This is a genomic window from Kitasatospora sp. NPDC015120, assembly GCF_043080305.1.
Lineage (GTDB): Bacteria > Actinomycetota > Actinomycetes > Streptomycetales > Streptomycetaceae > Kitasatospora.
The window spans coordinates 95,600-119,344 of the sequence record NZ_JBIBVJ010000001.1 but is presented as its reverse complement, the minus strand read 5'-3'; the positions used below and the strand labels follow the sequence as shown (position 1 = coordinate 119,344).

The window sequence follows — 23,745 nt, the reverse complement described above, 5'->3', positions numbered from 1 at the left end:
GTTCGGTCAAGGTCGTGCTTGCGGCATCGCGGGGTGCCGGGCAAGCCGGGCCGGGGGGCGGCTGCTGTGCCTGCTGTGGGAAGGGACAGCGGCCGGCCGGCCCGGTGACAGGGCGGTTCTCAGCCCTGTCGGCCCACACATCGCGTCAGGCCGCCCTGGCCGCTGCCGAGGACGCCGCTGCCGATGCGGCCGCCTTCCTTGTCCATGCCCGAGAACGCCTCGCTGGGCATCAGACCCAGTCCTCCTCGTCGGGGTCGTTGGCGTCGGTGGTCCGTACGGTCTCGAAGGCCTCGCCCGCCATGCCGGCGGTGAGGGTGGTGCCGTCGGCCGGGTCGATCAGCAGGAACGAGCCGGTCCGGCGGTTGTCGCCGTAGTCGTCGAGCGCCAGCGGCTCGGCGGTGCGCAGCACCACGTGGCCGATGTCGTTGACGTTCAGGCCTTCGGCGCCGGAGCGCTGCTCCAGCGTGTCGATGTCGATCCGGTAGGTGATCTCCTTGACCAGCGCCCGGACCGTGCGGGTGGTGTGCTTGAGCAGCACCTTGTCGCCGGCCCGCAGCGGCCGCTCGTTGAGGTGGCTGACGGTGGCCTCGATGTCCTTGGTGGGGACGGGCGTGACGCCGGCCGCGATGAGGTCGCCGCGGGAGATGTCGAGGTCGTCGGCGAGCCGCACGGTGACCGACTGGGGGGCCCAGGCGATCGCGGTGGACCGGCCGAGCGCGTCGATGCCGGCGACGGTGGTGGTGTGGCCGGAGGGCAGCACGGTGACGGCGTCGCCGACGCGCAGCACGCCCGAGGCCAGCTGGCCCGCGTAGCCGCGGTAGTCGGGGTGCTCCTCGGTCTGCGGGCGGATCACGTACTGGACCGGGAAGCGGGCCGGCTCGACGCTCGGGTCGCTGCCGACCGGCACCGTCTCCAGGTGCTCCAGCAGGGTCGGGCCGCCGTACCAGTCCATGTGCGCGGACGGCTCGACGACGTTGTCCCCGGCGAGCGCGGAGATCGGCACCGCGACGACGTCCTTCACCCCGAGCGAGGCCGCGTAGGCGGTGAACTCGGCGGCGATGGCGGCGAAGACGGGCTCGGCGTAGTCGACGAGGTCCATCTTGTTGACGGCCAGCACCACGTGCGGGACCCGCAGCAGGGCGGCGACGGCGGCGTGCCGGCGGGTCTGCTCGACCACGCCGTTGCGGGCGTCGACCAGGACGACGGCCAGTTCGGCGGTGGAGGCGCCGGTGACCATGTTCCGGGTGTACTGCACGTGCCCGGGCGTGTCGGCGAGGATGAACCGCCGCCGGGGGGTGGCGAAGTAGCGGTAGGCGACGTCGATGGTGATGCCCTGCTCGCGCTCGGCGCGCAGGCCGTCGGTGAGCAGCGCCAGGTCGGGGGTCTCCTGGCCGCGGCCCAGGGAGACGCGCTCGACGGCCTCCAGCTGGTCGGCCAGCACCGACTTGGAGTCGTGCAGCAGCCGGCCGACCAGGGTGGACTTGCCGTCGTCGACGGAGCCGGCGGTGGCGAAGCGCAGCAGCGAGGTGGCGTTGGTGTCCTGCGTGGTGCTCATTAGAAGTATCCCTCGCGCTTGCGGTCTTCCATCGCGGCCTCGGAGAGCTTGTCGTCGGCGCGGGTGGCGCCGCGCTCGGTGAGGCGGCTGGCGGCGATCTCGGCGATGACGGCCTGGATGGTGGTGGCGTCGGAGTCGACGGCACCGGTGCAGGACATGTCACCGACGGTGCGGTAGCGGATCAGCCGCCGCTCGACCGGCTCGTTCTCCTTGGGGCCGCCCCACTCGCCGGCGGTCAGCCACATGCCGTTGCGGGGGAAGACGTCGCGCTCGTGGGCGTAGTAGATCTCCGGGAGCTCGATGCCCTCCCGCTCGATGTACTGCCAGACGTCCAGCTCGGTCCAGTTGGACAGCGGGAAGACCCGCACGTGCTCGCCGACGGCGTGCCGGCCGTTGTAGAGCGACCACAGCTCGGGGCGCTGGCGGCGCGGGTCCCAGGCGCCGAACTCGTCGCGCAGCGAGAAGACGCGCTCCTTGGCGCGGGCCTTCTCCTCGTCGCGGCGACCGCCGCCGAAGACGGCGTCGAAGCGGCCCTTCTCGATGGCGTCGAGCAGCGGGACGGTCTGCAGCGGGTTGCGGGTGCCGTCGGGGCGCTCGCGCAGCACGCCGCGGTCGATGAAGTCCTGCACGGAGGCGATGTGCAGGCGCAGGTTGTGCTCGGCCGCCACGCGGTCCCGGTAGGCGATGACCTCGGGGAAGTTGTGGCCGGTGTCGACGTGCAGCAGCGAGAACGGCACGGCGGCCGGCCAGAAGGCCTTGAGCGCCAGGTGCAGCATGACGATGGAGTCCTTGCCGCCGGAGAACAGGATCACCGGGCGTTCGAACTCCCCCGCGACCTCGCGGAAGATGTGCACCGACTCGGCCTCCAGCGCGTCCAGGTGGGACAGCGCGAAGGGGGTGTCGTCGGTGGGGAGCAGGCTGTCGGTCGCGGTGGTCATGCCAGGCCCCTCTCGGTCAGGAAGGCGTGCAGCTCGGCGGCCGACTCGGTGACCGCGCGGCCCTGGGTCTGGAGCCGCAGCTCCGGGTGCTCGGGCGCCTCGTAGGGGTCGTCGACGCCGGTGAGGCCGGAGATCTCGCCGGCCGCCTGCTTCGCGTACAGCCCCTTGACGTCGCGCTCGGCGCACAGCTCGACCGGGGTGGCGACGTGGATCTCCAGGAACTCGGTGCCGTGCTCGGCGTGCCGCTCGCGCACGGCGGCGCGGGAGTCGGCGTAGGGCGCGATCACCGGGGCGAGCACCTTGACGCCGTTGGCGGCGAGCTTCTCGGCGACGAAGCCGATCCGGGTGACGTTGGTGTGCCGGTCCTCGCGGCTGAAGCCCAGGCCCTTGGAGAGGAACTCGCGGATCTCGTCGCCGTCCAGGACCTCGACCTTGTGGCCCTCGGCGCGCAGCCGCCCGGCCAGGGCGAAGGCGAGCGTGGTCTTGCCCGCGCTCGGCAGCCCGGTCAGCCACACGGTGGCGCCGCGCTCGCAGGGGCCGGCCGCGCGGGCCGCCTCTGCGGCTCCGGCGGCGGCCAGGGTGTCGGCTGTGGTCACGGTGATGTCCTTAGAACGGTGGTTGACGGGAGTCGTGGGCTAGAGGTGGATGCCGCACTCGGTCTTGCCGGAGCCGGACCAGCGCCCGGCCCGGGCGTCCTCGCCCTCGCCCGGCTTGCGGGTGCAGGAGAGCGGGGAGCAGCCGACCGAGGTGTAGCCCTCCCACAGCAGCGGGTTGAGCAGCACGCCGTGGGCGTTGACGTAGGCGTCCACGTCCTCCTGCGTCCAGCGGGCGATCGGCGCGATCTTCACCTTGCGGCGCCGGGCGTCCCAGGCGACCACCGGGGTACCGGCGCGGGTCGGGGACTCGTCGCGGCGCAGTCCGGTGGCCCAGGCGTCGTAGCCGCCGAGGCCGCGGTTGAGCGGCTCGACCTTCCGCAGCGAGCAGCACAGGTCGGGGTCGCGGTCGTGCAGCCGCGGCCCGTAGCGGGCGTCCTGCTCGGCGACGGTCAGCGCCGGGGTGAGCGTGATGACGTTGACCGGCATGGTCGCCGCCACCGCGTCCCGGGTGCCGATGGTCTCGGGGAAGTGGTAACCGGTGTCCAGGAAGACCACGTCCACGCCGGGGTGGACCGAGGCGGCCAGGTGGGCGACGACCGCGTCCTCCATGGAGGAGGTGACGCAGAAGCGCGTGCCGAAGGTGTCGGCCGCCCAGCGCAGGATCTCCTGCGCGGTGGCCTCCTCCAGCTCCCGGCCGGCCCGGGTGGCCAGCTCCTCGTGGTCAGTCGTCGTGCCGGTCACTTCGGTTACCCCCGTTGGTCGGTGACAGCAGGCCGAGGAACTTGAGCTGGAAGGCCCGGCGGCACCCGTGGCATTCCCAGGCGCCGTGCCCGGCCTCCGACGGGCGCAGGTCCTCGTCCCCGCAGTACGGGCAGAAGAACGGTGCCGCGCGCTCGCTCACGACAGCTGCTCCTCGCCGGCCCGGGCCGCCCACTGGGCGAAGCGCTCGCCCTCGGTGCGGTCCTGCCGGTACCGGGTCAGCACCCGCTCGACGTAGTCGGGCAGGCCCTCGCTGGTGACCTTGAGGCCGCGGACCTTGCGGCCGAAGCCGGCCTCCAGGCCGAGCGCGCCGCCCAGGTGCACCTGGTAGCCCTCGACCTGGTTGCCCTGCTCGTCGGTCACCAGCTGGCCCTTGAGACCGATGTCCGCGACCTGGATGCGGGCGCAGGCGTTCGGGCAGCCGTTGATGTTGATGGTCAGCGGCTCGTCGAAGTCGGGCAGGCGCTTCTCCAGCTCGTCGATGAGCGTGCGGCCGCGCTCCTTGGTCTCGACGATGGCGAGCTTGCAGTACTCGATGCCGGTGCAGGCCATGGTGCCGCGGCGGAACGGCGAGGGGGTGACCCGCAGGTCCAGCGCCTCCAGGCCGGCCACCAGCGACTCGACCCGGTCCCCGGGGATGTCGAGGACGAGCATCTTCTGCTCGGCGGTGGTGCGCAGCCGGTCGCTGCCGTGGGCCTCGGCGAGGTCGGCGATCTGCCCGAGCAGCCGGCCGTCGACCCGGCCGACCCGCGGCGCGAAGCCGACGTAGTAGTTGCCGTCCTTCTGCCGGTGCACGCCGACGTGGTCGCGCCAGCGGCCGGCGGGCTGCTGCGGGGCGGGGCCGTCGACGAGCTTGTACTTGAGGTACTCGTCCTCCAGCACCTGACGGAACTTCTCGGTGCCCCAGTCGGCGACCAGGAACTTCAGCCGGGCGCGGTTGCGCAGCCGGCGGTAGCCGTAGTCGCGGAAGATGCCGATGACGCCGCCGTAGACGTCGGCGACCTCGTCCAGCGGGACCCACGCGCCGAGCCGGACGCCGAGCCGGGGGTTGGTGGACAGGCCGCCGCCGACCCAGAGGTCGAAGCCGGGGCCGTGCTCGGGGTGGACCACGCCGACGAAGGCGATGTCGTTGATCTCGTGGGCGACGTCCAGCAGCGGGGAGCCGGAGACGGCGGACTTGAACTTGCGCGGCAGGTTGGAGAAGTCCGGGTTGCCGATGAAGCGGCGCTGGATCTCCTCGATGGCGGGGGTGCCGTCGATGATCTCGTCCTCGGCGATGCCGGCCACCGGGGAGCCGAGGATGACGCGCGGGGTGTCGCCGCAGGCCTCGGTGGTGGACAGGCCGACGGCCTCCAGCTTCTGCCAGATCGCCGGGACGTCCTCGATCCGGATCCAGTGGTACTGGACGTTCTGGCGGTCGGTCAGGTCGGCGGTGTTGCGGCCGTACTGCTCGGAGACCTCGGCGACGGCGCGCAGCTGGGCGACCGTCAGCCGGCCGCCGTCGATCCGGACGCGGAGCATGAAGTACTCGGCGTCGAGCTCGTGCGGCTCCAGGATCGCGGTCTTGCCGCCGTCGATGCCCTCCTTGCGCTGGGTGTACAGACCCCACCAGCGCATCCGGCCGCGCAGGTCGGCCGGGTCGATCGAGTCGAAGCCCCGGTGGGCGTAGATCGTCTCAATACGTGTCCGTACATTGAGACCGTCGTCGTCCTTCTTGAACTGCTCGTTGGCGTTCAGCGGGGTGAAGTGGCCCATGCCCCACTGGCCCTCGCCGCGGTGACGGGTCACCTTGCGAGCGGCGGCGGGGCGGCGCGCGGGGGCGCGGTCGGCCGGGGGCTCGGCGGTCTCGGGGGTGGTGGCCATGGTGAAGTCCTTCGGGGCAGGTGGCTCTGACGCCGGGTTGGTCGCTGGGCGTGCTCGGCGGTGCGTTACTGCTGTGACCTGCGGTTTTCTTGGTTCCGGGAGAGCAGTCGCGGTGGCCGGGCGGGCGCCTGCGCATCCGCTTCAGCGGGGATGGCGGGGGAGATGGCGCCGGGTGCGGTGGGAGGCGGCGGGGTCGGGCTCAGGTCACCGGACAGATGGCGCTGGACACGCGAAGGAGATCGACGTGCAGTCGACCTACTAGGGTGGTTCCGGCGCTCGGCATGGCAAGAGATTCGCACGGCGCACGACTCGCGGTCCACTAACGTCCGCATGGTGGATGCTCGGGTTTCGGATGCCGAGATGCCGGGGCGTTCCGGCCGCTCCCGCCGACCGGGCCCCCCGCGAGCCGTCCCGGCGGCACCCCGAGCCGGGAGATCCGCCGGGCGGTCCCGGCCCGATACCGTTACCCCTGTGCAAGCAGCAGGCGAGACGACCAGGCCGAACCCCGAGCGGCCCTCCCGGCGTCGGGGCAAGGGCGCCCGGCGCCGCCGGGCGGCCAAGCAGGTCACCTGGCGGAGCACCGCCTGGGCCCTGGTCAAGGACACCACCAACACCTGCGTCGAGTACCGGGTCACCGGACTCGCCGCGGAGGCGGCGTTCTTCACCCTCCTCTCCATCCCGCCGCTGCTGCTCTGCCTGGCCGGCACGCTGGGCTACCTGGACGACTTCCTCGGCGCCGGCACCATCGACAAGCTGAAGGCCGACATCGTCAAGGCGGCCGGCACCGTCCTCTCGGACTCCTCCATCACGCAGGTGGTCCAGCCGCTGCTGAAGCAGGTCTTCGACCGGACCCGGCCCGACCTGGTCTCGATCGGCTTCCTGCTGTCCCTGTGGTCCGGATCCCGGGCGCTCTACATCTTCATCGACACCATCACCGTGATGTACGGGCTGGACGGCAGACGGGGCATCGTCAAGACCCGGCTGATGTCGCTCGGCCTCTACCTCGGCGCGCTGGTGATCGGCTCGCTGGTGCTGCCGCTGCTGACCACCGGACCCGAACTGGTGACCAACGCGGTGCCGGAGAGCGCCGAACTGCTCAACGCCGCCTACTGGCCGCTCGCGATCCTGCTGCTGATCGTCTCGCTGACCACCCTCTACCACCTCGCGGTGCCGGTCTCCACGCCCTGGCGCGAGGACATCCCCGGCGCCCTGGTCGCCCTGGTGGTGCTGGTCTTCTGCAGCGTGGCGCTGCGGCTCTACCTGGTCAGCTCGATCGAGGGCCACTCGGTCTACGGCTCGCTGGCCGCGCCGGTGGCGGTGCTGCTGTGGATCTTCGTGGTCGCGCTCGCGGTGCTCATCGGCGCCGCCATGAACGCGGCCATAGACCGCCGCTGGCCCACCCTGGAGACCGCCGACGCCCGTGCCGAGGCCGAGCGCGCCCACGAGGAGGCCGCCGCCGCGGTGGTCCGCGAGGTGGCCGCCCGGCGCGCCGTCGAACGGGCCCGCCGGGCGCGCGAACTGGGCCTCGCCGAGGGCGGCGAGGAGGAGTACTGGGAGGACGACGGCGAGGACGGCGACGTGCCCTCCGAGTACCCCGAGCGGTGGGCCGACGTGCTCGCCGCCGACAACGTCCGCGGACGGCTGACCACCCGCGGCGGCGGCCCGCACCACCGCCCCGCCCCGCCCCCGCCGGACAGCGACCGCCCGACCGCCCCGCCGCCCGAGTACCCGCTGCCGACCCGCCCGCCCCGCCCGCCGTGGGACCGGCGCTGAGCCGGGCCGGCAGCGGCGGCGCGGGGAGGCGGATGCCGCCCCGGCCCGGGCGGGGAGCGGGCGAAGGCGCAGGTGGAAAACCGGTTGGCAGGACGGGGCCGGGCCGCTAGCGTGTGAGCGTCCGGTTCGGGCGGCGTCGGCGCCGCCCGAGGAGAGAAAGCAGGAGGTGAGCCCCATGACCACGACTGTCATGACGGCTGCCCTGGGCAGCGCCCGCATCCACCTCTGCCTGCCGGCCGCCGGCTGACGTAGCCCCTCGCGCACGCAGCCGCAGCAGCCCGGCGGGATCACTTTCCTCCCGAAGGGCCCACTGCGTTGTTCAACGCTGCCTCCGTTTCCGCTTCCTCCGACAACACCATCGACGCCTCCCCGCTGGCCGGCTACGGCTGGACGGCCGAGCTCGACGAGCTGTTCGCGCCGCTCGCCGAGGCCGGGCTGGTCCCGGCCCGGATCGTGCGGGTCGACCGCGGCCAGTGCGACGCCGTGCTCGCCGACCCCGGGACCGGCGAGCTGCGCACCGTCCGGGCCGACACCCGTCAGGTCGGCGACGCCGACATGATCAACTGCCCGTGCACCGGGGACTGGGCGGCGGTCGACCTCTCGGCCGGGCTGCCGATGCCCGCGGTCGCGGCGCTGCTGCCACGCTCCACCGCGATCATCCGCAAGGTCGCCGGCAAGCGCTCCGACGGCCAGGTGCTGGCCGCCAACGTCGACACCGTGGTGGTCGCCGCCTCGCTCGCCGCCGAGCCCGACCTCGGGCGGATCGAGCGCTTCCTCGCCCTCGCCTGGGAGTCCGGCGCCGAGCCGGTGGTGGTGCTCACCAAGGCCGACCTCGTCGACGACGCCGACTTCATCCGGGCCGACGTCGAGGCCGCCGCGCCCGGGGTGACCGTGCTGGTGGTCAGCGCCGAGACCGGCGAGGGGATCGACGTGCTGCGCGCCTGCACGCCCGGCACCACCGCCGTGCTCGGGCAGTCCGGCGTCGGGAAGTCCACCCTGACCAATGTGCTCGCCGGGGCCGAGGTGATGGCCGTTCAGGAGGCCCGCTCCGGTGACCAGAAGGGCCGGCACACCACGACCACCCGTGAACTCGTCCCGCTGCCCGGCGGCGGGGTGCTGATCGACACCCCCGGCCTGCGCGAGGTCGGCCTCTACGGTGGCGAGGGCGTGGCGCTCGCCTTCGCCGACATCGAGGAGCTGGCCGAGCAGTGCCGCTTCCACGACTGCCGGCACGACAGCGAGCCCGGCTGCGCCGTCCGGGCGGCGCTCGCCGACGGTTCGCTGCCGGAACGCCGGATGGAGAGCTACCGCAAGCTCCAGCGGGAGAACGACTGGATCGCCTCCCGCTCGGACGCCCGGCTGGCCTCGGCCCGGCTGAAGAAGTGGAAGACCATCACCAAGTCGATGCGCGCCGCGGGAGGTCCGGTGAAGCGGTGACGACCGGTCGTCGGGCGGGCGGGCCCCGGTTCCACGGGCCCGCCCGCAGGCCCGCGGGTCAGCGGAGGTCGGCCACCAGCCGCAGCCGCTCCAGGACGACGGGCGTGCTGTCGTCGACGGTGAACGCCGGGTCCCCGAGCGCCGCGCGCAGCTCCGGGCCGTGCCAGAACCGCTCGTGCCCGGCCCGCCACTCGGCGACCGACGCGTACCCCTCGCCCTCGTCGAGGGCGTGCCGCAGGTCGACCTCGCCGAGCGGGACGACGCGGACCTCCGTGGTCTCGATCACCGCGACGATCCGCCCGTCCGAGTCGGCCACCGCCCCGCGGCCGCCGACCGCGGGCAGGGGCGCGCCCTCCCGCTCGTACGCGGTCAGCAGCCCGGTGGTGCTGGTCTTGGCGCCGGACAGCACGGCGGCGACCAGCCGGTCCCGCAGCGGTCCGGGGAAGGCGAACTCCTCGACCGGCAGCGCGGCGACCCGGGGGTCGTCCGCGCCGGTGTAGGGCTGCTCGGACACGGGATCTCCTGGGGTTCGGGGGCGGGCCGTGCGCAGGCTATCCGGCCGGGGCGGGCGAGGGCGCGTGAATTTCCGCCCGACGCCCCCCGGCTGCCACGTCCGATTTCCGCCAGTCCAGGGCCCCCGGGTGCCGCAGACTGGACAACGTGATCGACGACGACATCCGGTACCGCGCCGTGGACAGCAGGGACGCCCGTTTCGACGGCGTCTTCTTCACGGCCGTCACCTCGACGGGCATCTACTGCCGGCCGAGCTGCCCGGCCGTGACCCCGAAGCGCGTCAACTGCACCTTCTACCCCAGCGCCGCCGCCGCGCAGAGCGCCGGCTTCCGGGCCTGCCGGCGCTGCCGCCCCGACTCCGTCCCCGGCTCGCCCGAGTGGAACCACCGGGCCGACCTGGTCGGCCGGGCCATGCGGCTGATCGGCGACGGCGTCGTGGACCGCGAGGGCGTGGCCGGCCTGGCCCAGCGGCTCGGCTACAGCTCCCGCCAGCTCCAGCGCCAGCTCACCGCCGAACTCGGCGCCGGCCCGATCGCGCTCGCCCGCGCCCGCCGCGCCCAGACCGCCCGACTGCTGCTCCAGACCACCGAACTGCCGGTCACCGACATCGCCTTCGCCGCCGGCTTCACCTCGGTGCGGCAGTTCAACGACACCGTCCGCGAGGTCTACGACCGCACCCCCAGCGGGCTGCGCGCCGAGGTCACGGCCGGGCGCCGCACCTCGACCCCGGCCGGCGGCCTCGCCCTGCGGCTCGCCTACCGGGGCGCCGTGGACAGCGACCACCTCATCGACTTCCTCGCCCTGCGCGCCGTCCCCGGCGTCGAGGAGGTCGTCCCGGGCGCGCGCCCCGGCGTGCGCACCTACCGCCGCACCCTGGCGCTCCCGTACGGCCACGGCATCGCCGAGGTGGACGGCCTCGCCCCCGACGACCCGGCCACCCGCGGCTGGCTCGACTGCCGGCTGCTGCTCGCCGACCTGCGCGACCTGCCGACCGCCGTCCAGCGCCTGCGCACCCTGTTCGACCTGGACGCCGACCCGGTCGCGGTCGACGAGCAGCTCGGCGCCGACCCGCTGCTCGGCCCGCTCGTGCGGGCCCGCCCCGGACTGCGCTCGCCGGGCCACGTCGACCCGCACGAACTGGCCGTGCGCGCCGTCCTCGGCCAGCAGATCACCGTGGGCGCGGCCCGCACCCTGGCCGGCCGGCTCGCCGAGAAGTACGGCGCGGCGCTGCCCGAGCCCAACGGCGGGCTGCGGCTGCTCTTCCCGACCGCCGCCGCCCTGGCGGCCGCCGCCCCGGAGGACTTCGCGATGCCGGCCGCCCGGCGCCGCGCCCTCACCGGCCTGTGCGCGGCCCTCGCCGAGGGCACCGTCCGGCTCGACGGCGGCGTCGACCGGGAGGAGGCGGCGGCCCAGCTGCTCGCCCTGCCCGGCATCGGCCCGTGGACCGTCGGCTACCTGCGGATGCGCTCCCTGGCCGACCCCGACGTCTTCCTCCCGAGCGACATCGGCGTCAAGCACGGACTGCTCCGGCTCGGCGCCCCGGGGGACCCGAAGTCCGCCGCCCTCGCGGCCGGGGCCTGGGCCCCCTGGCGCTCCTACGCCGTGCACCGCCTCTGGGCGAGCCTGGCAGAACCCGGCACCGGAACGGAGAACACCGCACCATGAGCACCACCGTCTTCACCTCCATGGAAAGCCCGTTCGGCCGGCTGCTGCTCAGCGGCACCGTGCCGGAGGGCGGCGGCCCGGCCGGACTGGCCGCCGTGACCGCCCCCGGCCAGCGGTACGCGCTCGCCGAACCCGCCGACGACTGGGTGTACGACCCGGAGGCGCTCGCGCAGCCGGTCACCCAGCTCACCGAGTACTTCGCGGGCGAGCGCACCGGCTTCGACCTGCCGCTCGCGCCGGTCGGCACCGAGTTCCGCCGCCGGATCTGGGACGCCCTCGACAAGATCCCCTACGGCGAGACCGTCACCTACGGACAGCTCGCCGACCTGGCGGGCGAGTCCCCACGTGCGGTGCGCGCGGTGGGCGGGGCGGTCGGCGCCAACCCGCTGCTGATCATCCGCCCCTGCCACCGCGTCCTCGGCGCCAACGGCACGCTCACCGGCTTCGCCGCCGGTGTCGACCGCAAGCGCTTCCTGCTCGACCTGGAGCGCGGCACCTCGTTGTTCTGAGCCCCGGGGCGGAGCGACGCGGGCGCTCCCGGTCAGCCGGCCGGGAGCGCCCGCAGGTCCACCCGCCAGTCGTTGCTGCGCATCCACCGCCCGGGCGGGAACTCGAAGTCCGTCTCGCCGAGGAGGGTGAAGCCGGCCCGGCGGCAGACGGCGTTGGAGGCCGGGTTGCGGACCGAGGGGAAGGCGTGCAGGTACCGGTGGCGGGCGGTGCGGGCGGCGGCCTCGACGGCGGCCCGCGCCGCGACCGGGGCGATGCCCCGGCCCTGGTACGGCGGCAGGACGTTCCAGCCCATCTCGTAGACGGTCCCGCCCCGCCGGTCGCGCTCGGCGTAGCCGACGGTGCCGACCGCCACCCCCTCCGGTTCCAGGACGATCCGGTACATGCAGCCGGTGCCGGAGGGGACGAAGTCCAGGTAGCGCCGGTGGCGCAGCAGCATCCGCTCCTCGTCCTCCGGGCCGCCGGTGTGCCGGCGCATCTCCGGGGTGTTGACCAGGCGCAGCAGGGCGAGGTCGGCGTCGGTCCAGGGTTCCAGGCGGAGCAGCGCGGGGTCCATGGCGGGACGCTAGCGGGGCGGGCGCCGGGCGCGGTACCGGATTTCCCCGGGCCCGCGCGGGCCTCGCCGTGCCGTCGGTGCCGCCGGTCAGCCGTCGGTCAGCCGCCGGCGGGCTCGGCGAGCGCGCGGGCCAGGTTCTCCAGGGCGGGCAGCGCGTGCATCACGGCGTCGCGGTCGGCGGGGGAGAGGGTGTCGAGCGCGGTGGCGATGCGCCGCTCGTGCGCCCGCTGCCAGTCGTCGAGCTGGCCCCGCCCCGCCGGGGTGAGCGCGATGCGTGCGGTGCGGCGGTCCCCGGGGTCGGTCTGGCGGTCGACGAACCCGGCGTCCAGCAGTTTGCCGACCAGGCCGCTGACGGTGTTGGGGGCGAGCCGCTGCCGGGCGGCCAGCTCGCCGACCCGCAGCGGGGCGGCGGCGAGCGTCTGGAGGAGTTCGACCTGCGCCATCGGCAGGGACTCCCAGGGGTAGTCGGTGCGGATGCTGCTGCGCAGCGCGCGGCGGAGCCGGGTCACCGCGTCGGTGAGCCGCCGGGCGCGCTCGATCGCCGCCGGCGCCACGGCCTGCGGATCGGCGGCGGGTTCGGGAACGGAGGGTGACGACGGCATGGCCGACAGCGTAGCGCCTGGTCCGGACACCGCCCGACCCGCTCGAACGGGTCGGGGACGAGCGGTCCCGCCGCGTCCTGGACCGCTCGCACGCAGATCAGATCGTAGATAGAACATATCTGTATCCGATATATTTCGCCGTATGAACGCGGCGTCGACCCTCACCACCCGGCTGCTCACCGAGCAGCCCCGGCCACGCGGCATAGCCGACTGGCGGTACGCCCACTGGCTCGCCGTCGGCACCGTCTGCCTCGGCGCCTTCCTCGGCCAGCTGACCGCCAGCGTCACCGCCCTCGTCTACCCGGCGCTCCAGCGCCACTTCGGCGCGGGCTTCGCCGCCGTCGAGTGGGTCGCCCTCGCCTATCTGCTGGTCCTGGTGGCGCTGCTGGCGCCGGTCGGACGGCTCTCCGACCTGGTCGGCCGCAAGACCGTGTACATCGGCGGATTCGCCGTCTTCGGCCTGGCCTCGCTCGGCGCCGGGTTCGCCGGCGGCCTCGGCACCCTGGTCGCCTGCCGCGCCGTCCAGGCCGTCGGCGGCGCGATGATGCAGGCCAACAGCGTCGCGCTGGTCGCCCGCGGCGTGCCCGAACGCGCGATGTGCCGGGCGCTCGGCATCCAGGCCGCCGCCCAGGGCCTCGGCCTGGCGCTCGGCCCCAGCCTCGGCGGACTGCTGGTCGAGCACGCCTCCTGGCGCTGGGTGTTCTGGATCAACGTGCCGGTCGCCCTGGCGGGCATCCTGGCCGGCTGGTTCCTGCTGCCCCGGACCCGCCGCCCCGACGCCGGCCCGGTGCCGCGCGCGCTGCCCCGCCCGGTGCCCCGGCCGCGCGGGGCCGCCCGGAGCCGCCGGCTCGTCCGGTCCGACCCGGACGGCGGACGCTTCGACCTGGCCGGACTGCTGCTGCTCGCCGCCTCCACCACCGCGCTGCTGCTCGCGCTCTCCGCCGCCTCCGGCCTGCCGCTGCCCGGCTGGGCCGTCGCCGCCCTGGTGCTCGCCGCCGTGCTGTGCGGCCTCGGCCTGGTCCGCCAGGAACGCCGCGCGGCCCGGCCGGTCCTCGCCCCCGGCCTGGTCAACACCCCGGGGGTGCGCCCGGGCCTCGCCGTCTCGCTGATCGGCTACCTGCTGCTGTTCTGCCCGCTGGTGCTCGGCCCGGTGCTGCTCGCCGAGGCGGGCCTGCCGACCGGGCGGGCCGGTCTGGTGATCACCGTGCTCCCGGCCGCGTTCGCGGTGGCCGCGACGGCCGGCGGCGCGCTGCTGCCGCGCGGCTGGTCGGACGTCGCCCGCTGCCGCCTCGGCGCGGCCCTGGCCGGGGCCGGGCTGCTGGGCTGCGCGCTGCTGCCCGCCGCGGGGGCCGCCGCCCCGGCGCTGCCCCTGCTGGTGGCCGGCGGCGGGCTCGGCCTGCTGCTGCCCGCCAACAACGCCCTGGTGATGCGGGCGATCCCGGCCGAGTGCTCGGCGGTCGGCGGCGGCATGGTCAACATGGCGCGCAGCCTCGGTACGGCGCTCGGCACCGCGCTGCCGGTGCTCGGCGTCCACCTGGCCGGACCGGTGCCGGGCGGCCGTGCGGTCCTGCTGGTCCTGGCCGCCGTCGCAGCCCTGGCGGTGGCGCTCTCCCGGCCGGTGCGCCGGCGCTGAGGACGCGGAAACGGCCGGGGCGGCGGACGGGCGAACCGTCCACCGCCCCGGCCGTCGGGTGCGCCGGGGCGTCAGGAGGCGGGCACGCCGGGGGCGGCGCCGCGCTCCTTGAGCATGTCGGTGATCAGGTCGATCTCCGCGCTCTGGCCGACCACCATCGACTGCGCGAGCCGCTTCTCCGCCTCGTTGCGGGCCATGTCGACATAGCCCTGGGCCATCTCCACGCCGCCCTTGTGGTGCTCCAGCATCAGCTGCAGGTAGAACACCTCGGCGTCCCGCCCGCTCAGCGAACGGAGCTTGGCGAGCTGCGTGGTGGTGGCCATGCCGGGCATCAGCGAGCCGTCGTGCGCCTGGTAGTCGGCGCCGTGGCCGTGGCCGCCCATCGCCATCCAGGCCATCGGCTTGGCCGTGGAGTGCTGGGTGAGCCCCCACTGGTCGAGCCAGCCCATCATCATGCCGCGCTGGTTGGCCTGGGTGTTGATGATGTCGAACGCCAGGGTGCGGGTCGGCTCGTCCGACGTCCGGTCGCGGACGATGAACGACAGGTCCACCGCCTGCTGGTGGTGGGTCGACATGTCGCGGGCGAAGCCGGCCTCGGGCGAGCTGTCCGCCGGCACGCTGAGCGAGGAGGACCCGGAGGCGGGACTCCCGCCCGCCACCAGGGCCGGCACGCCGAGCGCGAGGGCGAGCGCGGCGGCCAGCGCGGCCGGCCACCAGATCCGCCGGCGCGCGGCCGCGCGGTCCGTCTCCGCGGCGTCCAGCGGGTCCCCGGCGGTGCCGCCCTCGGCGGCGGTCACATCGACCCCATCGTGCAGGAGGCGCCCGGCTCCTGGGTCTGCTTGCCCTGGACGTACTTGGTGAAGAACTGGTTCACCCGGGGGTCGCTCGCGCTGTCCACGGTGAGCTGGGTCGACCAGGCGCTCAGGGTGATGGTGCCCTGCTCGTCCGGGTACGGGCTCATCAGCGAGTACGGGGTGGCCTTCACCTTCTCCGAGAGGGTCTTGATGTCGTCCGGGGTGGCCTTGCCGTTGTACGTCACCCAGACCGCGCCGTGCTCCAGCGAGTGGACGGCGCGCTCGTTCTCGACCGGCTGGTCGTAGACGGTGCCCATGCAGTCCAGCCAGATCGCGTTGTGGTCACCGCCGACCGGCGGGGTCTGCGGGTAGCTGACCTTCTCCTTGACGTGGTTGCGGCTCAGGTCGCCGAAGGTCTGCACGCCGTCGATCGGGGCCGCGGCGGCGGCCTCCTTGGCCTTCTTGTCCTTGTTGGCGTCGACCACGATCCAGGTGCCGGTGGCTATCGCCGCGATCACCAGCACACCGGCGACCGAGCCGGCGATGATCTTGTTGCGGCGGTCGCGCCGCTGCTCGGCCGCGCGCAGCTCGGCGATCCGGGCACGGCGGTCGGTGCTCGCCTGCTTGGCGCTCGGCTTGTTGCCCGGCGCCTTGTTCGCTGCCTTGTTCGGCTGAGTCTGCTTGGAGGCGGAACCCATGTGGTGTCCTTGTCCCCACCGCGCATCGGGCGCGGCGGTCTGGAAGAAGTGGCGGGAAGGGGCGGCTCCGTCGGTCCCGCCCGCCCGGTGACACACGGGTCGCCGGGGAGGGCCGGGTCCGGCGGCGGGTTCCGCTCAGGACCGGTGTACTTGGAGTTCGTGCAGGTCGGGCACGGGGTGCGGACCGACCAGCAGTCCGGCGGGCACGACCCGGGGCAGCGCCTCGGGGGCCGTGGCCGGCGGCGCCGCGGCGGGCTGCGGGTGCGGCGGCGGGTTGGGGAGCTGGGCGTCCTGGGCGCAGTACGGGTGGCTGGAGCAGCCGTTGTTGCGGTGCGGCGGGTCGCCGTCGACCGAGCACCAGGTCCAGTGCCGGTGGCTCTCCGCGCGGATCCGGTCGCCGAGGGTCTGCGGCGCGGTGGCCGGACCGGTGGCGGCGGTGCCGTCGCCGTGCGGGTGGACCGGGGCGACGAACGCGGCGCCGGCCGCGACGAGGCCGGCCGTGGTGGTACCGGCGGACACACCGGACGGGGGGCCCGCCGGGGGGTCGGCCGGGACGGTCACCGGGAAGCCGGTCCGCTCGGCCGTGACCGCCTTGGCGTGCGCGGTGCACGGCAGTGCCAGCAGCAGCCCGGCCAGCAGCAGGACCCACAGCGCGCCCACCGGGCGGGCCGCGAGTGCGGTCCTCCCCGGCCGGGGGGTGCTGGGGGCCGACGCGGTCATGCGCACATTTAATCAGCCGAACGAGTGAAGCGAGCCCCCTCCTCGGTCCTCATTTTCGGCCCCGGAGCCGCCGTAATACCCCGGAAACACCCTGGTCGGGGCGGTTCGGTCGACTGCGGGAGGAACGGAAACGAAACGGGCAGCGAACCCGGTGATCGATATCGGCCGATGTGCGCGCGGTTGTCGCCGAAACCCGGACAGCGTGGTGGTGCTTGGGGACAATGACGTCGAACCAGCGACCAGGAGCCGCCAGATGACCAAGCAGGGTGCACCCGCGCAGCAGGAGCAGCACCGGCCGGACGACGGCTGGTGGGACACGGTCTACGCGGGCCCGGCCGGCACCCTCCCCGACACTCCGGACGCGCGGTCGGGGGAGGGCAGCGTCGACGACTGGTTCGAGACGGCGGCCGGACTCATCGGGCAGCAGCGGAAGGCACCGCCCGAGGAGGCGGCGGCGGTGACGGTCCCGGAGGCGGTGCCGGAAGCGCCGGAGGCCGGCGGGGAGGTGCTGGAGCGGGACAGCATCGACGACTGGTTCGACACCGCCGTCGGCGTGATCGCGCCGCAGCCCCCGGCCGGCGAGCCCCCGGCTGCCGCTGTTCCGGCCGCCGCTGCTCCGGCCGCCGCTGCTCCGGTGGCCGGAGAGACGCACCGCTTCCCCGCCCCCTTCTGGGCGACGGACGCCCGGGTGCCGGAACCGCGCTCCAGGCCCGGTGCCGGGGGCGCAGCGGCTGCGGCCCCGGAGCCGCAGCCGGAACCCGAAGCGAAGCCGGAACCGGAACCCCGTCCCGAGCCGCAGCCCGAGCCCGAGCCCCAGCCCGATCCGGAGCCGGAGCCGGTCGTCGCGGCCGAGCCGGAGCCCGAACCGGCCGCCGAGCCCGAAGCCGCCGTCGAGCCCGAACCGGCCGCCGTCGAGCCGCCCACGCCGCGCCCCGCCGCCCCCCGGCCCGGACGGCCCGCGGCCGCGCCCGCCGTGCCGCACGTCGGCGAGCGCCCGCCCGCCTACGGCCCCGAGCCGACCGCCCTGCCCGAGGCCGACCCCGGCTCCCTGGGCGGCGTCGTCGCCGACACCGTGCTGGAGGGCGCCCAGTACGCCGCCACCACCCTGCGGGCGGTCTCCGTCCGCGGCGACTCCGCCCGCCACCGGGGCGAGCCCCGCCGGGACTCGCTGCTGGTGACCCGGTTCGGCGAGGGGACCGACGGCCTGCTGCTCGCGGTGCTCGGCGGCTTCGAGCACGCGGGACCGGCCGCCGGGGAGGTCGCCACCGCGGCCGCCGAGGCCTGCCGCCAGCTCGCCGGTGCGGTCGGCCGAAGCCGCCAGGGCCTGGCCGCCGACCTGCGCGACGGCGCCCGCGACCGGCTCCGCTACGGCCTGCAGCGGCTCGCGCTGAGCGCCGTCGCCCCGCTGCGCGCCCTGGCGCCGGAGCCCGCGCCGGACGGCGGCGACGCCGAGCCGTCCCCGGCCTCGTTGCACTGCCTGCTGGTGTCGCTCGACCCGGCGGCCGGCTACCGGGCGGCGTTCGGGGTGGGGCCGGGCGGGCTGTTCCTGCTGCGGTCCGGCCACTGGATCGACGCGTACGCGGCCCGGCTGCTGCACCAGCCCGACGGCCAGCCGCCGGTGCCGGAGCCGGCGACGGCGGGCCCGCGCCCGTTCCGCTTCCGGATGGTCCCGGCGACCCCGGGCGACATCCTGCTGCTCTGCACCCCGGGACTGTCCCGCCCGGTCGCCGGTGAACCGGCCGTCGCCCACTTCCTGGCCTCGCACTGGGCCCACCCCCACCCGCCGGGCACCGTGGACTTCCTCCGCCAGGTCCAGGTCCGCGCCAAGGGCTACACCGAGGACCGCACCGCCGCCGCCGTCTGGACCGAGTAGCCCGCCCGCTGCCTATCCTGGCGGTCATGACCGTCCAGCCTCCGGAGAACTCTCCGAGCCCCGTGCCCCCGGGCGGCCTCCGGGCCTCCCACGACGACCGGGAGGCCGTGGTGGCGCGGCTGCGCGATGCGGCGGCCGAAGGGCGGATCGATCTCGACGAGCTGGGCGAGCGCGTGGAGCGGGCGCTGGGCGCGAAGACCCACGGCGAGCTGGCCGTCCTGACCGCCGACCTGCCCGGGCCGGTTCGGCCGGAGGACCGGCCGCCGCTGCTGCTCAGGGCGGGGGTGCAGGGAGTCTCGCGCGGCCCCGGGTACTGGGAGGTTCCCGGGCGCGTGATCGCCCACGGAGGGCTGGGCGGCGTGAAGCTCGACTTCACCCGGGCCGAGTGCCGCCTCGCGGAGGTCGTGGTGGAGGCGTACGGGGAGATGGCCGGCGTCACGGTCGTCGTCCCCGGCACCTGGGCCGTGGACACCGGCGGCATGGATCCCGGCATCGGCGGCCTGAAGGACCGGACGACTCCCGACCGGCTCCCGGGCACGCCGCTGATCCGGCTGACCGGATCCGGCGGAGTGGCGGGAGTGGTCGTCCGCCACCCCAACCGCCGGGAGCGGCGCAAGCTCCCCGGCCGGCCGGCGCGCTAGCCGTCGGCCCCGGCGGCCGGGCCGGAGCCGAGGAGAGCGGTGCAGGCGGTGGCGGCGAGGTGGAGGGCGCGGGGGCGGTCCGCGCCGGGCAGGCCGAGGGCGAGGGGGACGGCGAGGCCGTCGAGCAGGGCGCGGATCTGGACGGCACGCTCGGTGGCGTCGCCGGGGGCGAAGCGGGCCGCCGCGGCGCCCTCCTCGATCAGGGCGACCAGATCGGCCTGCCAGGGCGCCTCGATCTCCAGCTGCCCCCGCCGCAGCTCCTCGCTGGCGGGGGAGCGCCCCCACACCTCGACCCAGAGGATCCAGCGCGGGTCCCCCGGACCCTCCGGCAGGTACAGCGCGGTGTACTCCGCCAGCCGCTGCCGGACGCCGCGCCCGCCCTCGGCGAGCATCGCCCGGCGGCGGGCGCCGAGCTGCTCCTCGCTCCAGCGCAGCGTTTCCAGCAGCAACTGGTCCTTGCTGCCGAAGTAGTAGAGCAGGTGCCCGGCGCTCATCCGGAGCTGCTTGCCGAGGCCGGCCATGGTGAGCTTGGCGAGCCCGTGCTGGGCGATCGCGGCGCGCGCGGTGGCGAAGACCTCCTCGCGCGGGCGGGCCGGTCGGCGCGGGCGGGCGTCGGCCATCGGTGCTGCTCCTCGGGACTCAAGGGTCCTTCACGGTACCGGCCGTGGCCGGACGGCCACGGAGCGGGGCGGCGGAGGTTCGGCGCTCCGCCCCTGCGGGTACGAACCGCTCAGGACGTTCCCGACCTCCGGGGGTGGTGGCCATGGCCACGATGATCGCCCTGTTCGCCGGCCTCGCCGTCCTGGTGACCGGACTGACGGTGTACCTGGACCGCCGCCGCAGCGGCCCGACCGAGAACCTCGACGGGGTGCTGGCCGAGCAGGAGCGGCTGGCCCGGATCAGGGCCCTCCGCTCCTCCTTCAGCTCGATCGCGATGCACAGCTCCCACGGACTCACCACCGACGACCTGAACCGCCACCACCGGTAGACCCGGTGGTGGCGGGCGGGGTTCAGGCCTTCGGCTGCTGCTGGGTGATGCAGTGGATGCCGCCGCCGTTGGCGAAGATCTCGCGCGCGTCGACCAGCTCGACCGTGCGGCCGGGGTAGGCCTCGGCCAGGATCGCGGCGGCCTCCTGGTCGCGCGGGTCGTCGAAGGCGCAGAGCACCACGGCGCCGTTGGCCACGTAGTGGTTGATGTACGAGTAGTCGACCGGCTCGCCCTCCTCGTCCAGCAGGACGGTGGGGGCGGGCAGTTCGAGGACCTCCAGCGGGCGGCCCTGGGCGTCGGTGGAGGCCCGCAGGACGGCCACCAGCTCCTGGCACACCGCGTGGTCGGGGTGCGCCGGATCGGGCTGGACGTGGGCGACGACGACGCCGGGGCGGACGAAGGAGGCGACGATGTCGATGTGTCCGCGGGTGCCGAACTCGTCGTAGTCGCGGGTGAGCCCGCGCGGCAGCCAGATCGCCTTGGTGGTGCCGAGGAAGGCGTGCAGCTCGGCCTCGACCTGCTCCTTGGTCCAGTCGGCGTTGCGGCCCTCGCCGAGCTGGACGGTCTCGGTGACGAGCACGGTGCCCTCGCCGTCGACGTGGATGCCGCCGCCCTCGTTGATGAGCTTCGAGGCGAACCGCCGGACCCCGGTCAGCCCGGCGATGTGCTCGGCGATGTGCTGGTCCTTGTCCCAGCGGGCCCAGGACTGCGCGCCCCAGCCGTTGAAGACCCAGTCGGTCGCGGCGAGGCCGCCCTCGCCGTCGACCAGGAAGGTCGGGCCGATGTCGCGCATCCAGGCGTCGTTCAGCGGGCGCTCGACGATCTCGACCGCGTCGGCGACGTACTTCCGGGCCTCCGCCGTCTCCCCGGTGTTCACGACCAGGGTGACCGGCTCGTACCGGACGATCGTGTTGGCGACGTCCGCCCAGGCCTCGCGCGCCGCGTGCAGGTGCTCCGGCGTGTCGAAGGTCGGGTTGTCGGTCGGGAAGGCCATCCAGGTGCGGTCGTGCGGGTGCCACTCGGCGGGCATCCGGTAGCCGAGCGAGGCGGGGGCGGGGGTGGTCATCGCGGCGTCCTTCGGTGGGGCGGGAGGGTCAGAGGAAGTAGAGGCGGCTGAGCGCGACGCTGTCGGCGGGCTCGGAGCGCAGCGGGGAGCCGTCGAGGGAGACCAGGCCGGTCTCGGTGACCTCGACGCGGCCGACCCGGGCGTTGCGCACCATGTCGCGCGGGCCGATGCCGCGGGTGCCCCGCACGCCGACGCGCCGGCGCCGGGTGGGCAGGCCGTCGGCGGGGCGGTCGAGGTAGGCGCCGTCGGCGGCGGCCTGGGCGACGAAGGCGACCGAGATGTCGGCGGCGGTGGCCCCGTGCGCGCCGAACTGCGGGCCCAGCACGAGGGGCTCGCAGCGGTCGGTGGAGGCGTTGGGGTCGCCGACCACGCCGTAGGCGGGGAAACCGGCCTTGAGCACCAGCTGCGGCTTCGCACCGAAGTGGTCCGGGCGCCAGAGCACGATGTCGGCGAGCTTGCCGATCTCGATCGAGCCGACCTCGTGGGCCAGGCCGTGGGCGATGGCGGGGTTGATGGTGAGCTTGGCGATGTAGCGCAGCACGCGCTCGTTGTCGTCGCCGCCCTCGGTGGTCCCGTAGCCGCCGTCGAGCGGCCCGAGCTCGGCCTTCATCTTGCCGGCCATGGCGAAGGTGCGGCGCACCGTCTCGCCGGCCCGGCCCATGCCCTGGGCGTCGGAGGAGGTGATGCCGATGACGCCCAGGTCGTGCAGGACGTCCTCGGCGCCCATGGTGCCGGCCCGGATCCGGTCGCGGGCCATCGCGGCGTCGCCGGGCAGGTCGGTCTTGAGGTCGTGCGCGGAGACGATCATGTCGAAGTGCTCGCCCAGCGCGTCCCGGCCGAAGGGCAGGGTGGGGTTGGTGGAGGAGCCGATGACGTTCGGCACGCCCGCCATCTTGAGCACGTTGGGCACGTGGCCGCCGCCGCAGCCCTCGATGTGGAAGGCGTGGATGGTCCGGCCCTCCAGCACCTTGAGGGTGTCCTCGACGGACAGGCACTCGTTGAGGCCGTCGGTGTGCAGGGCGACCTGGACGTCGTACTCCTCGGCGACCCGCAGCGCGGTGTCCAGGGCGCGGGTGTGGGCGCCCATGTCCTCGTGCACCTTGAAGCCGGAGGCGCCGCCCTCCGCGAGGGCCTCGACCAGCGGGGCCTCGTCGGAGGAGGAGCCGCGGCCGAGGAAGCCGATGTTGACCGGCCAGGCGTCGAAGGCGTTGAAGGCGTGCCGCAGCGCCCAGGGGGAGTTGACGCCGACGCCCCAGACCGGGCCGAACTCCTGGCCGATGATCGTGGTGACGCCGGAGGCGAGCGAGGCCTCCATGATCCGCGGCGACAGCAGGTGGACGTGGGTGTCGATGGCGCCGGCGGTGGCGATCATGCCCTCGCCGGAGACGATCGTGGTCCCGGTGCCGACGACCACGTCGACGCCGTCCATGGTGTCGGGGTTGCCGGCCCGGCCGATCGAGGCGATCCGCCCGGCGATCAGGCCGATCGAGGTCTTGCGGATGCCCTGGATCGCGTCGATCACCAGGACGTTGCTGATCACCACGTCACAGGTGTCGCGGACGGCGGCGGGCTTGAGGTGCAGTCCGTCGCGGGCGGTCTTGCCGAAGCCCGCCAGGAACTCGTCGCCCGGCGCCTGGGAGTCCGACTCGACGCGGACGATCAGCCCGGAGTCGCCGAGCCGGATCCGGTCACCGGCGCGCGGGCCGTGCACGGAGATGTAGTCGTGGGGGGTGATGGACGTCACGACTCGACCTCCGCGTCGTCGAAGTGGATGAGGTAGCCGGTCGCGCGGGCCTTGGCCAGCGCGGCCTCCTTGGCACCGGGGGCGTCCAGCGGGCCGTCGACCAGGCCTGCGAAGCCGATCGCGACCCGCTCGCCGCCGATCGGGACGAGGCCGACCTCGACGGTGGCGCCCGGGTCGAAGCGCACCGAGGAGCCGGCCGGGATCGCGAGGTGGGTGCCGTAGGCGGCGCCGCGGTCGAAGGCCAGGCGCGGGTTGGCCTCGAAGAAGTGGAAGTGCGAGGTGACCGAGATCGGCACCCCGGAGGTGTTGTGGACGGGCAGGACGACGCTCTCCTCGACCGGGTCGTAGCCGGCGCCGTCGCCGGGCAGCGCGCCGCCGGGGGCCTCGGCGCCGAGCGAGCCGGCGCCCCGGAACGGGTCGTTGACCACGGCGAGCCGGGTGCCGTCGTCGAAGACCGCCTCGACCTGGACCACGGTGACCACGTCGGGCACGCCGGGCAGCACGTCGTCGGCGGTGAGCACGGAGCGGCCGGCCTCGATGGCCTCGGCGAGGCGCCGGCCGTCCCGGGCGGCCTCGCAGACGGTGTCGGCGATCAGTGCGGTCGCCTCGGGGATGTTGAGGCGGACGCCTCGGGCGCGGCGGGCGCGGGCCAGCTCGGCTGCTGTGAAGATCAGCAGCCGGTCCCGCTCGGTGGGGGTCAGTCGCACGGTTCCTCGCTCGCGGTCGCCGGGAGAGGGGGTGAGGGTGGTTAGAACGGCGTTCAAACACTTCCGGTCATTGAACCCGGAGCCGCCCGCCCTGTCCAGCCTTGCCGTTCCCGCGGC

At 74.6% G+C, this 23,745-nt stretch carries 25 protein-coding genes; 8 read left to right on the top strand and 17 right to left on the bottom strand.

Features of this window, described 5'->3' with window-relative positions:
- Positions 1-229 precede the first annotated feature (229 nt).
- The 7 genes from ACF1AK_RS00495 to ACF1AK_RS00465 all read right to left on the bottom strand — a co-directional run bounded on the left by ACF1AK_RS00495 (position 230) and on the right by ACF1AK_RS00465 (position 5,994).
- Positions 230-1,555: a sulfate adenylyltransferase subunit 1 gene (locus tag ACF1AK_RS00495; RefSeq protein WP_391496575.1), complete on the bottom strand. Its 1,326-nt coding sequence runs from the start codon at positions 1,553-1,555 to the stop codon at positions 230-232.
- Positions 1,555-2,493 (bottom strand): sulfate adenylyltransferase subunit CysD, encoded by a 939-nt coding sequence (cysD, locus tag ACF1AK_RS00490; RefSeq protein ID WP_391496574.1) that lies wholly within the window; start codon positions 2,491-2,493, stop codon positions 1,555-1,557. The genes ACF1AK_RS00495 and cysD overlap by 1 nt, the downstream gene beginning before the upstream one ends.
- Positions 2,490-3,071: an adenylyl-sulfate kinase gene (gene cysC, locus ACF1AK_RS00485; protein WP_391497321.1), complete on the bottom strand. Its 582-nt coding sequence runs from the start codon at positions 3,069-3,071 to the stop codon at positions 2,490-2,492. The genes cysD and cysC overlap by 4 nt, the downstream gene beginning before the upstream one ends.
- A gap of 57 nt (positions 3,072-3,128) precedes the next feature.
- Positions 3,129-3,830: a phosphoadenylyl-sulfate reductase gene (locus ACF1AK_RS00480; RefSeq protein WP_391496573.1), complete on the bottom strand. Its 702-nt coding sequence runs from the start codon at positions 3,828-3,830 to the stop codon at positions 3,129-3,131.
- Entirely contained in the window at positions 3,811-3,990 is a 180-nt protein-coding gene (locus ACF1AK_RS00475; protein WP_350570673.1) for a hypothetical protein, read from the bottom strand. The genes ACF1AK_RS00480 and ACF1AK_RS00475 overlap by 20 nt, the downstream gene beginning before the upstream one ends.
- Positions 3,987-5,711: a nitrite/sulfite reductase gene (locus tag ACF1AK_RS00470; RefSeq protein ID WP_391496572.1), complete on the bottom strand. Its 1,725-nt coding sequence runs from the start codon at positions 5,709-5,711 to the stop codon at positions 3,987-3,989. The genes ACF1AK_RS00475 and ACF1AK_RS00470 overlap by 4 nt, the downstream gene beginning before the upstream one ends.
- 199 nt (positions 5,712-5,910) lie before the next feature.
- Positions 5,911-5,994, bottom strand: a complete 84-nt coding sequence (locus tag ACF1AK_RS00465; protein WP_310593185.1) for a putative leader peptide — start codon at positions 5,992-5,994, stop codon at positions 5,911-5,913.
- A 188-nt stretch (positions 5,995-6,182) separates the two neighbouring features.
- Here ACF1AK_RS00465 and ACF1AK_RS00460 point away from each other — a divergent pair, with 188 nt between their 5' ends.
- Both ACF1AK_RS00460 and rsgA read left to right on the top strand, forming a co-directional pair.
- On the top strand, positions 6,183-7,484 hold the full coding sequence (locus ACF1AK_RS00460) for a YihY/virulence factor BrkB family protein (protein ID WP_391496571.1): 1,302 nt from the start codon (positions 6,183-6,185) through the stop codon (positions 7,482-7,484).
- A gap of 315 nt (positions 7,485-7,799) precedes the next feature.
- On the top strand, positions 7,800-8,921 hold the full coding sequence (gene rsgA / locus ACF1AK_RS00455; protein ID WP_391496570.1) for a ribosome small subunit-dependent GTPase A: 1,122 nt from the start codon (positions 7,800-7,802) through the stop codon (positions 8,919-8,921).
- Between the two features lie 58 nt (positions 8,922-8,979).
- Here the strand turns inward: rsgA and ACF1AK_RS00450 are convergent, their stop codons facing one another.
- Positions 8,980-9,435, bottom strand: a complete 456-nt coding sequence (locus ACF1AK_RS00450) for an ASCH domain-containing protein (RefSeq protein ID WP_391496569.1) — start codon at positions 9,433-9,435, stop codon at positions 8,980-8,982.
- A gap of 146 nt (positions 9,436-9,581) precedes the next feature.
- On the opposite strand from ACF1AK_RS00450, the gene ACF1AK_RS00445 reads away from it, so the two are divergent.
- Positions 9,582-11,099, top strand: coding sequence for a DNA-3-methyladenine glycosylase 2 family protein (locus ACF1AK_RS00445; RefSeq protein WP_391496568.1), 1,518 nt, complete (start codon positions 9,582-9,584; stop codon positions 11,097-11,099).
- A complete protein-coding gene (locus ACF1AK_RS00440; protein ID WP_391496567.1) occupies positions 11,096-11,608 on the top strand; it encodes a methylated-DNA--[protein]-cysteine S-methyltransferase in 513 nt (170 codons plus the stop codon). The genes ACF1AK_RS00445 and ACF1AK_RS00440 overlap by 4 nt, the downstream gene beginning before the upstream one ends.
- Positions 11,609-11,640: 32 nt before the next feature.
- On the opposite strand, the gene ACF1AK_RS00435 is transcribed toward ACF1AK_RS00440, so the two are convergent.
- Together ACF1AK_RS00435 and ACF1AK_RS00430 are read right to left on the bottom strand one after the other, a co-directional pair.
- A complete protein-coding gene (locus tag ACF1AK_RS00435) occupies positions 11,641-12,162 on the bottom strand; it encodes a GNAT family N-acetyltransferase (protein WP_391496566.1) in 522 nt (173 codons plus the stop codon).
- Between the two features lie 98 nt (positions 12,163-12,260).
- Positions 12,261-12,764 carry a MarR family winged helix-turn-helix transcriptional regulator gene (locus tag ACF1AK_RS00430; protein WP_391496565.1) on the bottom strand — a complete coding sequence of 168 codons (504 nt, stop codon included), beginning with the start codon at positions 12,762-12,764 and terminating at the stop codon, positions 12,261-12,263.
- A 142-nt stretch (positions 12,765-12,906) separates the two neighbouring features.
- Between ACF1AK_RS00430 and ACF1AK_RS00425 the strand changes: the two genes are divergently transcribed.
- Positions 12,907-14,397, top strand: a complete 1,491-nt coding sequence (locus ACF1AK_RS00425; RefSeq protein WP_391496564.1) for an MFS transporter — start codon at positions 12,907-12,909, stop codon at positions 14,395-14,397.
- Positions 14,398-14,468: 71 nt separating this feature from the next.
- Here ACF1AK_RS00425 and ACF1AK_RS00420 read toward each other — a convergent pair whose 3' ends face one another.
- From ACF1AK_RS00420 to ACF1AK_RS00410, 3 genes are all read right to left on the bottom strand, one after another.
- Complete coding sequence (locus tag ACF1AK_RS00420) at positions 14,469-15,194, bottom strand: DUF305 domain-containing protein (protein WP_391496563.1); 726 nt, start codon at positions 15,192-15,194, stop codon at positions 14,469-14,471.
- Positions 15,191-15,889, bottom strand: coding sequence for a DUF3105 domain-containing protein (locus tag ACF1AK_RS00415; protein ID WP_391496562.1), 699 nt, complete (start codon positions 15,887-15,889; stop codon positions 15,191-15,193). The genes ACF1AK_RS00420 and ACF1AK_RS00415 overlap by 4 nt, the downstream gene beginning before the upstream one ends.
- Positions 15,890-16,024: 135 nt before the next feature.
- Entirely contained in the window at positions 16,025-16,609 is a 585-nt protein-coding gene (locus ACF1AK_RS00410) for a hypothetical protein (RefSeq protein ID WP_391496561.1), read from the bottom strand.
- A gap of 253 nt (positions 16,610-16,862) precedes the next feature.
- Between ACF1AK_RS00410 and ACF1AK_RS00405 the strand changes: the two genes are divergently transcribed.
- Both ACF1AK_RS00405 and ACF1AK_RS00400 read left to right on the top strand, forming a co-directional pair.
- Positions 16,863-18,482, top strand: a complete 1,620-nt coding sequence (locus ACF1AK_RS00405) for a hypothetical protein (protein WP_391496560.1) — start codon at positions 16,863-16,865, stop codon at positions 18,480-18,482.
- Between the two features lie 26 nt (positions 18,483-18,508).
- Positions 18,509-19,123 carry a DUF1707 domain-containing protein gene (locus ACF1AK_RS00400; RefSeq protein WP_391496559.1) on the top strand — a complete coding sequence of 205 codons (615 nt, stop codon included), beginning with the start codon at positions 18,509-18,511 and terminating at the stop codon, positions 19,121-19,123.
- Here ACF1AK_RS00400 and ACF1AK_RS00395 read toward each other — a convergent pair.
- Positions 19,120-19,743: a TetR family transcriptional regulator C-terminal domain-containing protein gene (locus ACF1AK_RS00395; RefSeq protein WP_391496558.1), complete on the bottom strand. Its 624-nt coding sequence runs from the start codon at positions 19,741-19,743 to the stop codon at positions 19,120-19,122. The genes ACF1AK_RS00400 and ACF1AK_RS00395 overlap by 4 nt on opposite strands.
- A 143-nt stretch (positions 19,744-19,886) precedes the next feature.
- Here ACF1AK_RS00395 and ACF1AK_RS00390 point away from each other — a divergent pair, with 143 nt between their 5' ends.
- Entirely contained in the window at positions 19,887-20,111 is a 225-nt protein-coding gene (locus ACF1AK_RS00390) for a hypothetical protein (RefSeq protein WP_391496557.1), read from the top strand.
- 22 nt (positions 20,112-20,133) lie between these two features.
- On the opposite strand, the gene ACF1AK_RS00385 is transcribed toward ACF1AK_RS00390, so the two are convergent.
- Genes ACF1AK_RS00385 through ACF1AK_RS00375 form a run of 3 tightly spaced genes read right to left on the bottom strand, consistent with a single transcriptional unit; the run spans position 20,134 to position 23,628 of the window.
- Positions 20,134-21,177 (bottom strand): agmatine/peptidylarginine deiminase, encoded by a 1,044-nt coding sequence (locus tag ACF1AK_RS00385; RefSeq protein WP_391496556.1) that lies wholly within the window; start codon positions 21,175-21,177, stop codon positions 20,134-20,136.
- A 28-nt stretch (positions 21,178-21,205) separates the two neighbouring features.
- A complete protein-coding gene (locus ACF1AK_RS00380) occupies positions 21,206-22,921 on the bottom strand; it encodes an urease subunit alpha (protein WP_391496555.1) in 1,716 nt (571 codons plus the stop codon).
- Complete coding sequence (locus ACF1AK_RS00375; protein WP_391496554.1) at positions 22,918-23,628, bottom strand: urease subunit gamma; 711 nt, start codon at positions 23,626-23,628, stop codon at positions 22,918-22,920. The genes ACF1AK_RS00380 and ACF1AK_RS00375 overlap by 4 nt, the downstream gene beginning before the upstream one ends.
- Positions 23,629-23,745: the final 117 nt, after the last annotated feature.

What these genes read in the sequence shown, in the direction of transcription:
- ACF1AK_RS00385 (WP_391496556.1), bottom strand. Translation starts at nt 21,177, where the DNA reads ATGACCACCCCCGCCCCCGCCTCGCTCGGCTACCGGATGCCCGCCGAG.
- ACF1AK_RS00435 (WP_391496566.1), bottom strand. Translation starts at nt 12,162, where the DNA reads ATGGACCCCGCGCTGCTCCGCCTGGAACCCTGGACCGACGCCGACCTC.
- ACF1AK_RS00470 (WP_391496572.1), bottom strand. Translation starts at nt 5,711, where the DNA reads ATGGCCACCACCCCCGAGACCGCCGAGCCCCCGGCCGACCGCGCCCCC.
- ACF1AK_RS00415 (WP_391496562.1), bottom strand. Translation starts at nt 15,889, where the DNA reads ATGGGTTCCGCCTCCAAGCAGACTCAGCCGAACAAGGCAGCGAACAAG.
- ACF1AK_RS00430 (WP_391496565.1), bottom strand. Translation starts at nt 12,764, where the DNA reads ATGCCGTCGTCACCCTCCGTTCCCGAACCCGCCGCCGATCCGCAGGCC.
- ACF1AK_RS00495 (WP_391496575.1), bottom strand. Translation starts at nt 1,555, where the DNA reads ATGAGCACCACGCAGGACACCAACGCCACCTCGCTGCTGCGCTTCGCC.
- ACF1AK_RS00395 (WP_391496558.1), bottom strand. Translation starts at nt 19,743, where the DNA reads ATGGCCGACGCCCGCCCGCGCCGACCGGCCCGCCCGCGCGAGGAGGTC.
- ACF1AK_RS00400 (WP_391496559.1), top strand. Translation starts at nt 18,509, where the DNA reads ATGACCGTCCAGCCTCCGGAGAACTCTCCGAGCCCCGTGCCCCCGGGC.
- ACF1AK_RS00390 (WP_391496557.1), top strand. Translation starts at nt 19,887, where the DNA reads ATGGCCACGATGATCGCCCTGTTCGCCGGCCTCGCCGTCCTGGTGACC.
- cysD (WP_391496574.1), bottom strand. Translation starts at nt 2,493, where the DNA reads ATGACCACCGCGACCGACAGCCTGCTCCCCACCGACGACACCCCCTTC.
- ACF1AK_RS00440 (WP_391496567.1), top strand. Translation starts at nt 11,096, where the DNA reads ATGAGCACCACCGTCTTCACCTCCATGGAAAGCCCGTTCGGCCGGCTG.
- ACF1AK_RS00425 (WP_391496564.1), top strand. Translation starts at nt 12,907, where the DNA reads ATGAACGCGGCGTCGACCCTCACCACCCGGCTGCTCACCGAGCAGCCC.
- ACF1AK_RS00465 (WP_310593185.1), bottom strand. Translation starts at nt 5,994, where the DNA reads ATGCCGAGCGCCGGAACCACCCTAGTAGGTCGACTGCACGTCGATCTC.
- ACF1AK_RS00405 (WP_391496560.1), top strand. Translation starts at nt 16,863, where the DNA reads ATGACCAAGCAGGGTGCACCCGCGCAGCAGGAGCAGCACCGGCCGGAC.
- ACF1AK_RS00410 (WP_391496561.1), bottom strand. Translation starts at nt 16,609, where the DNA reads ATGACCGCGTCGGCCCCCAGCACCCCCCGGCCGGGGAGGACCGCACTC.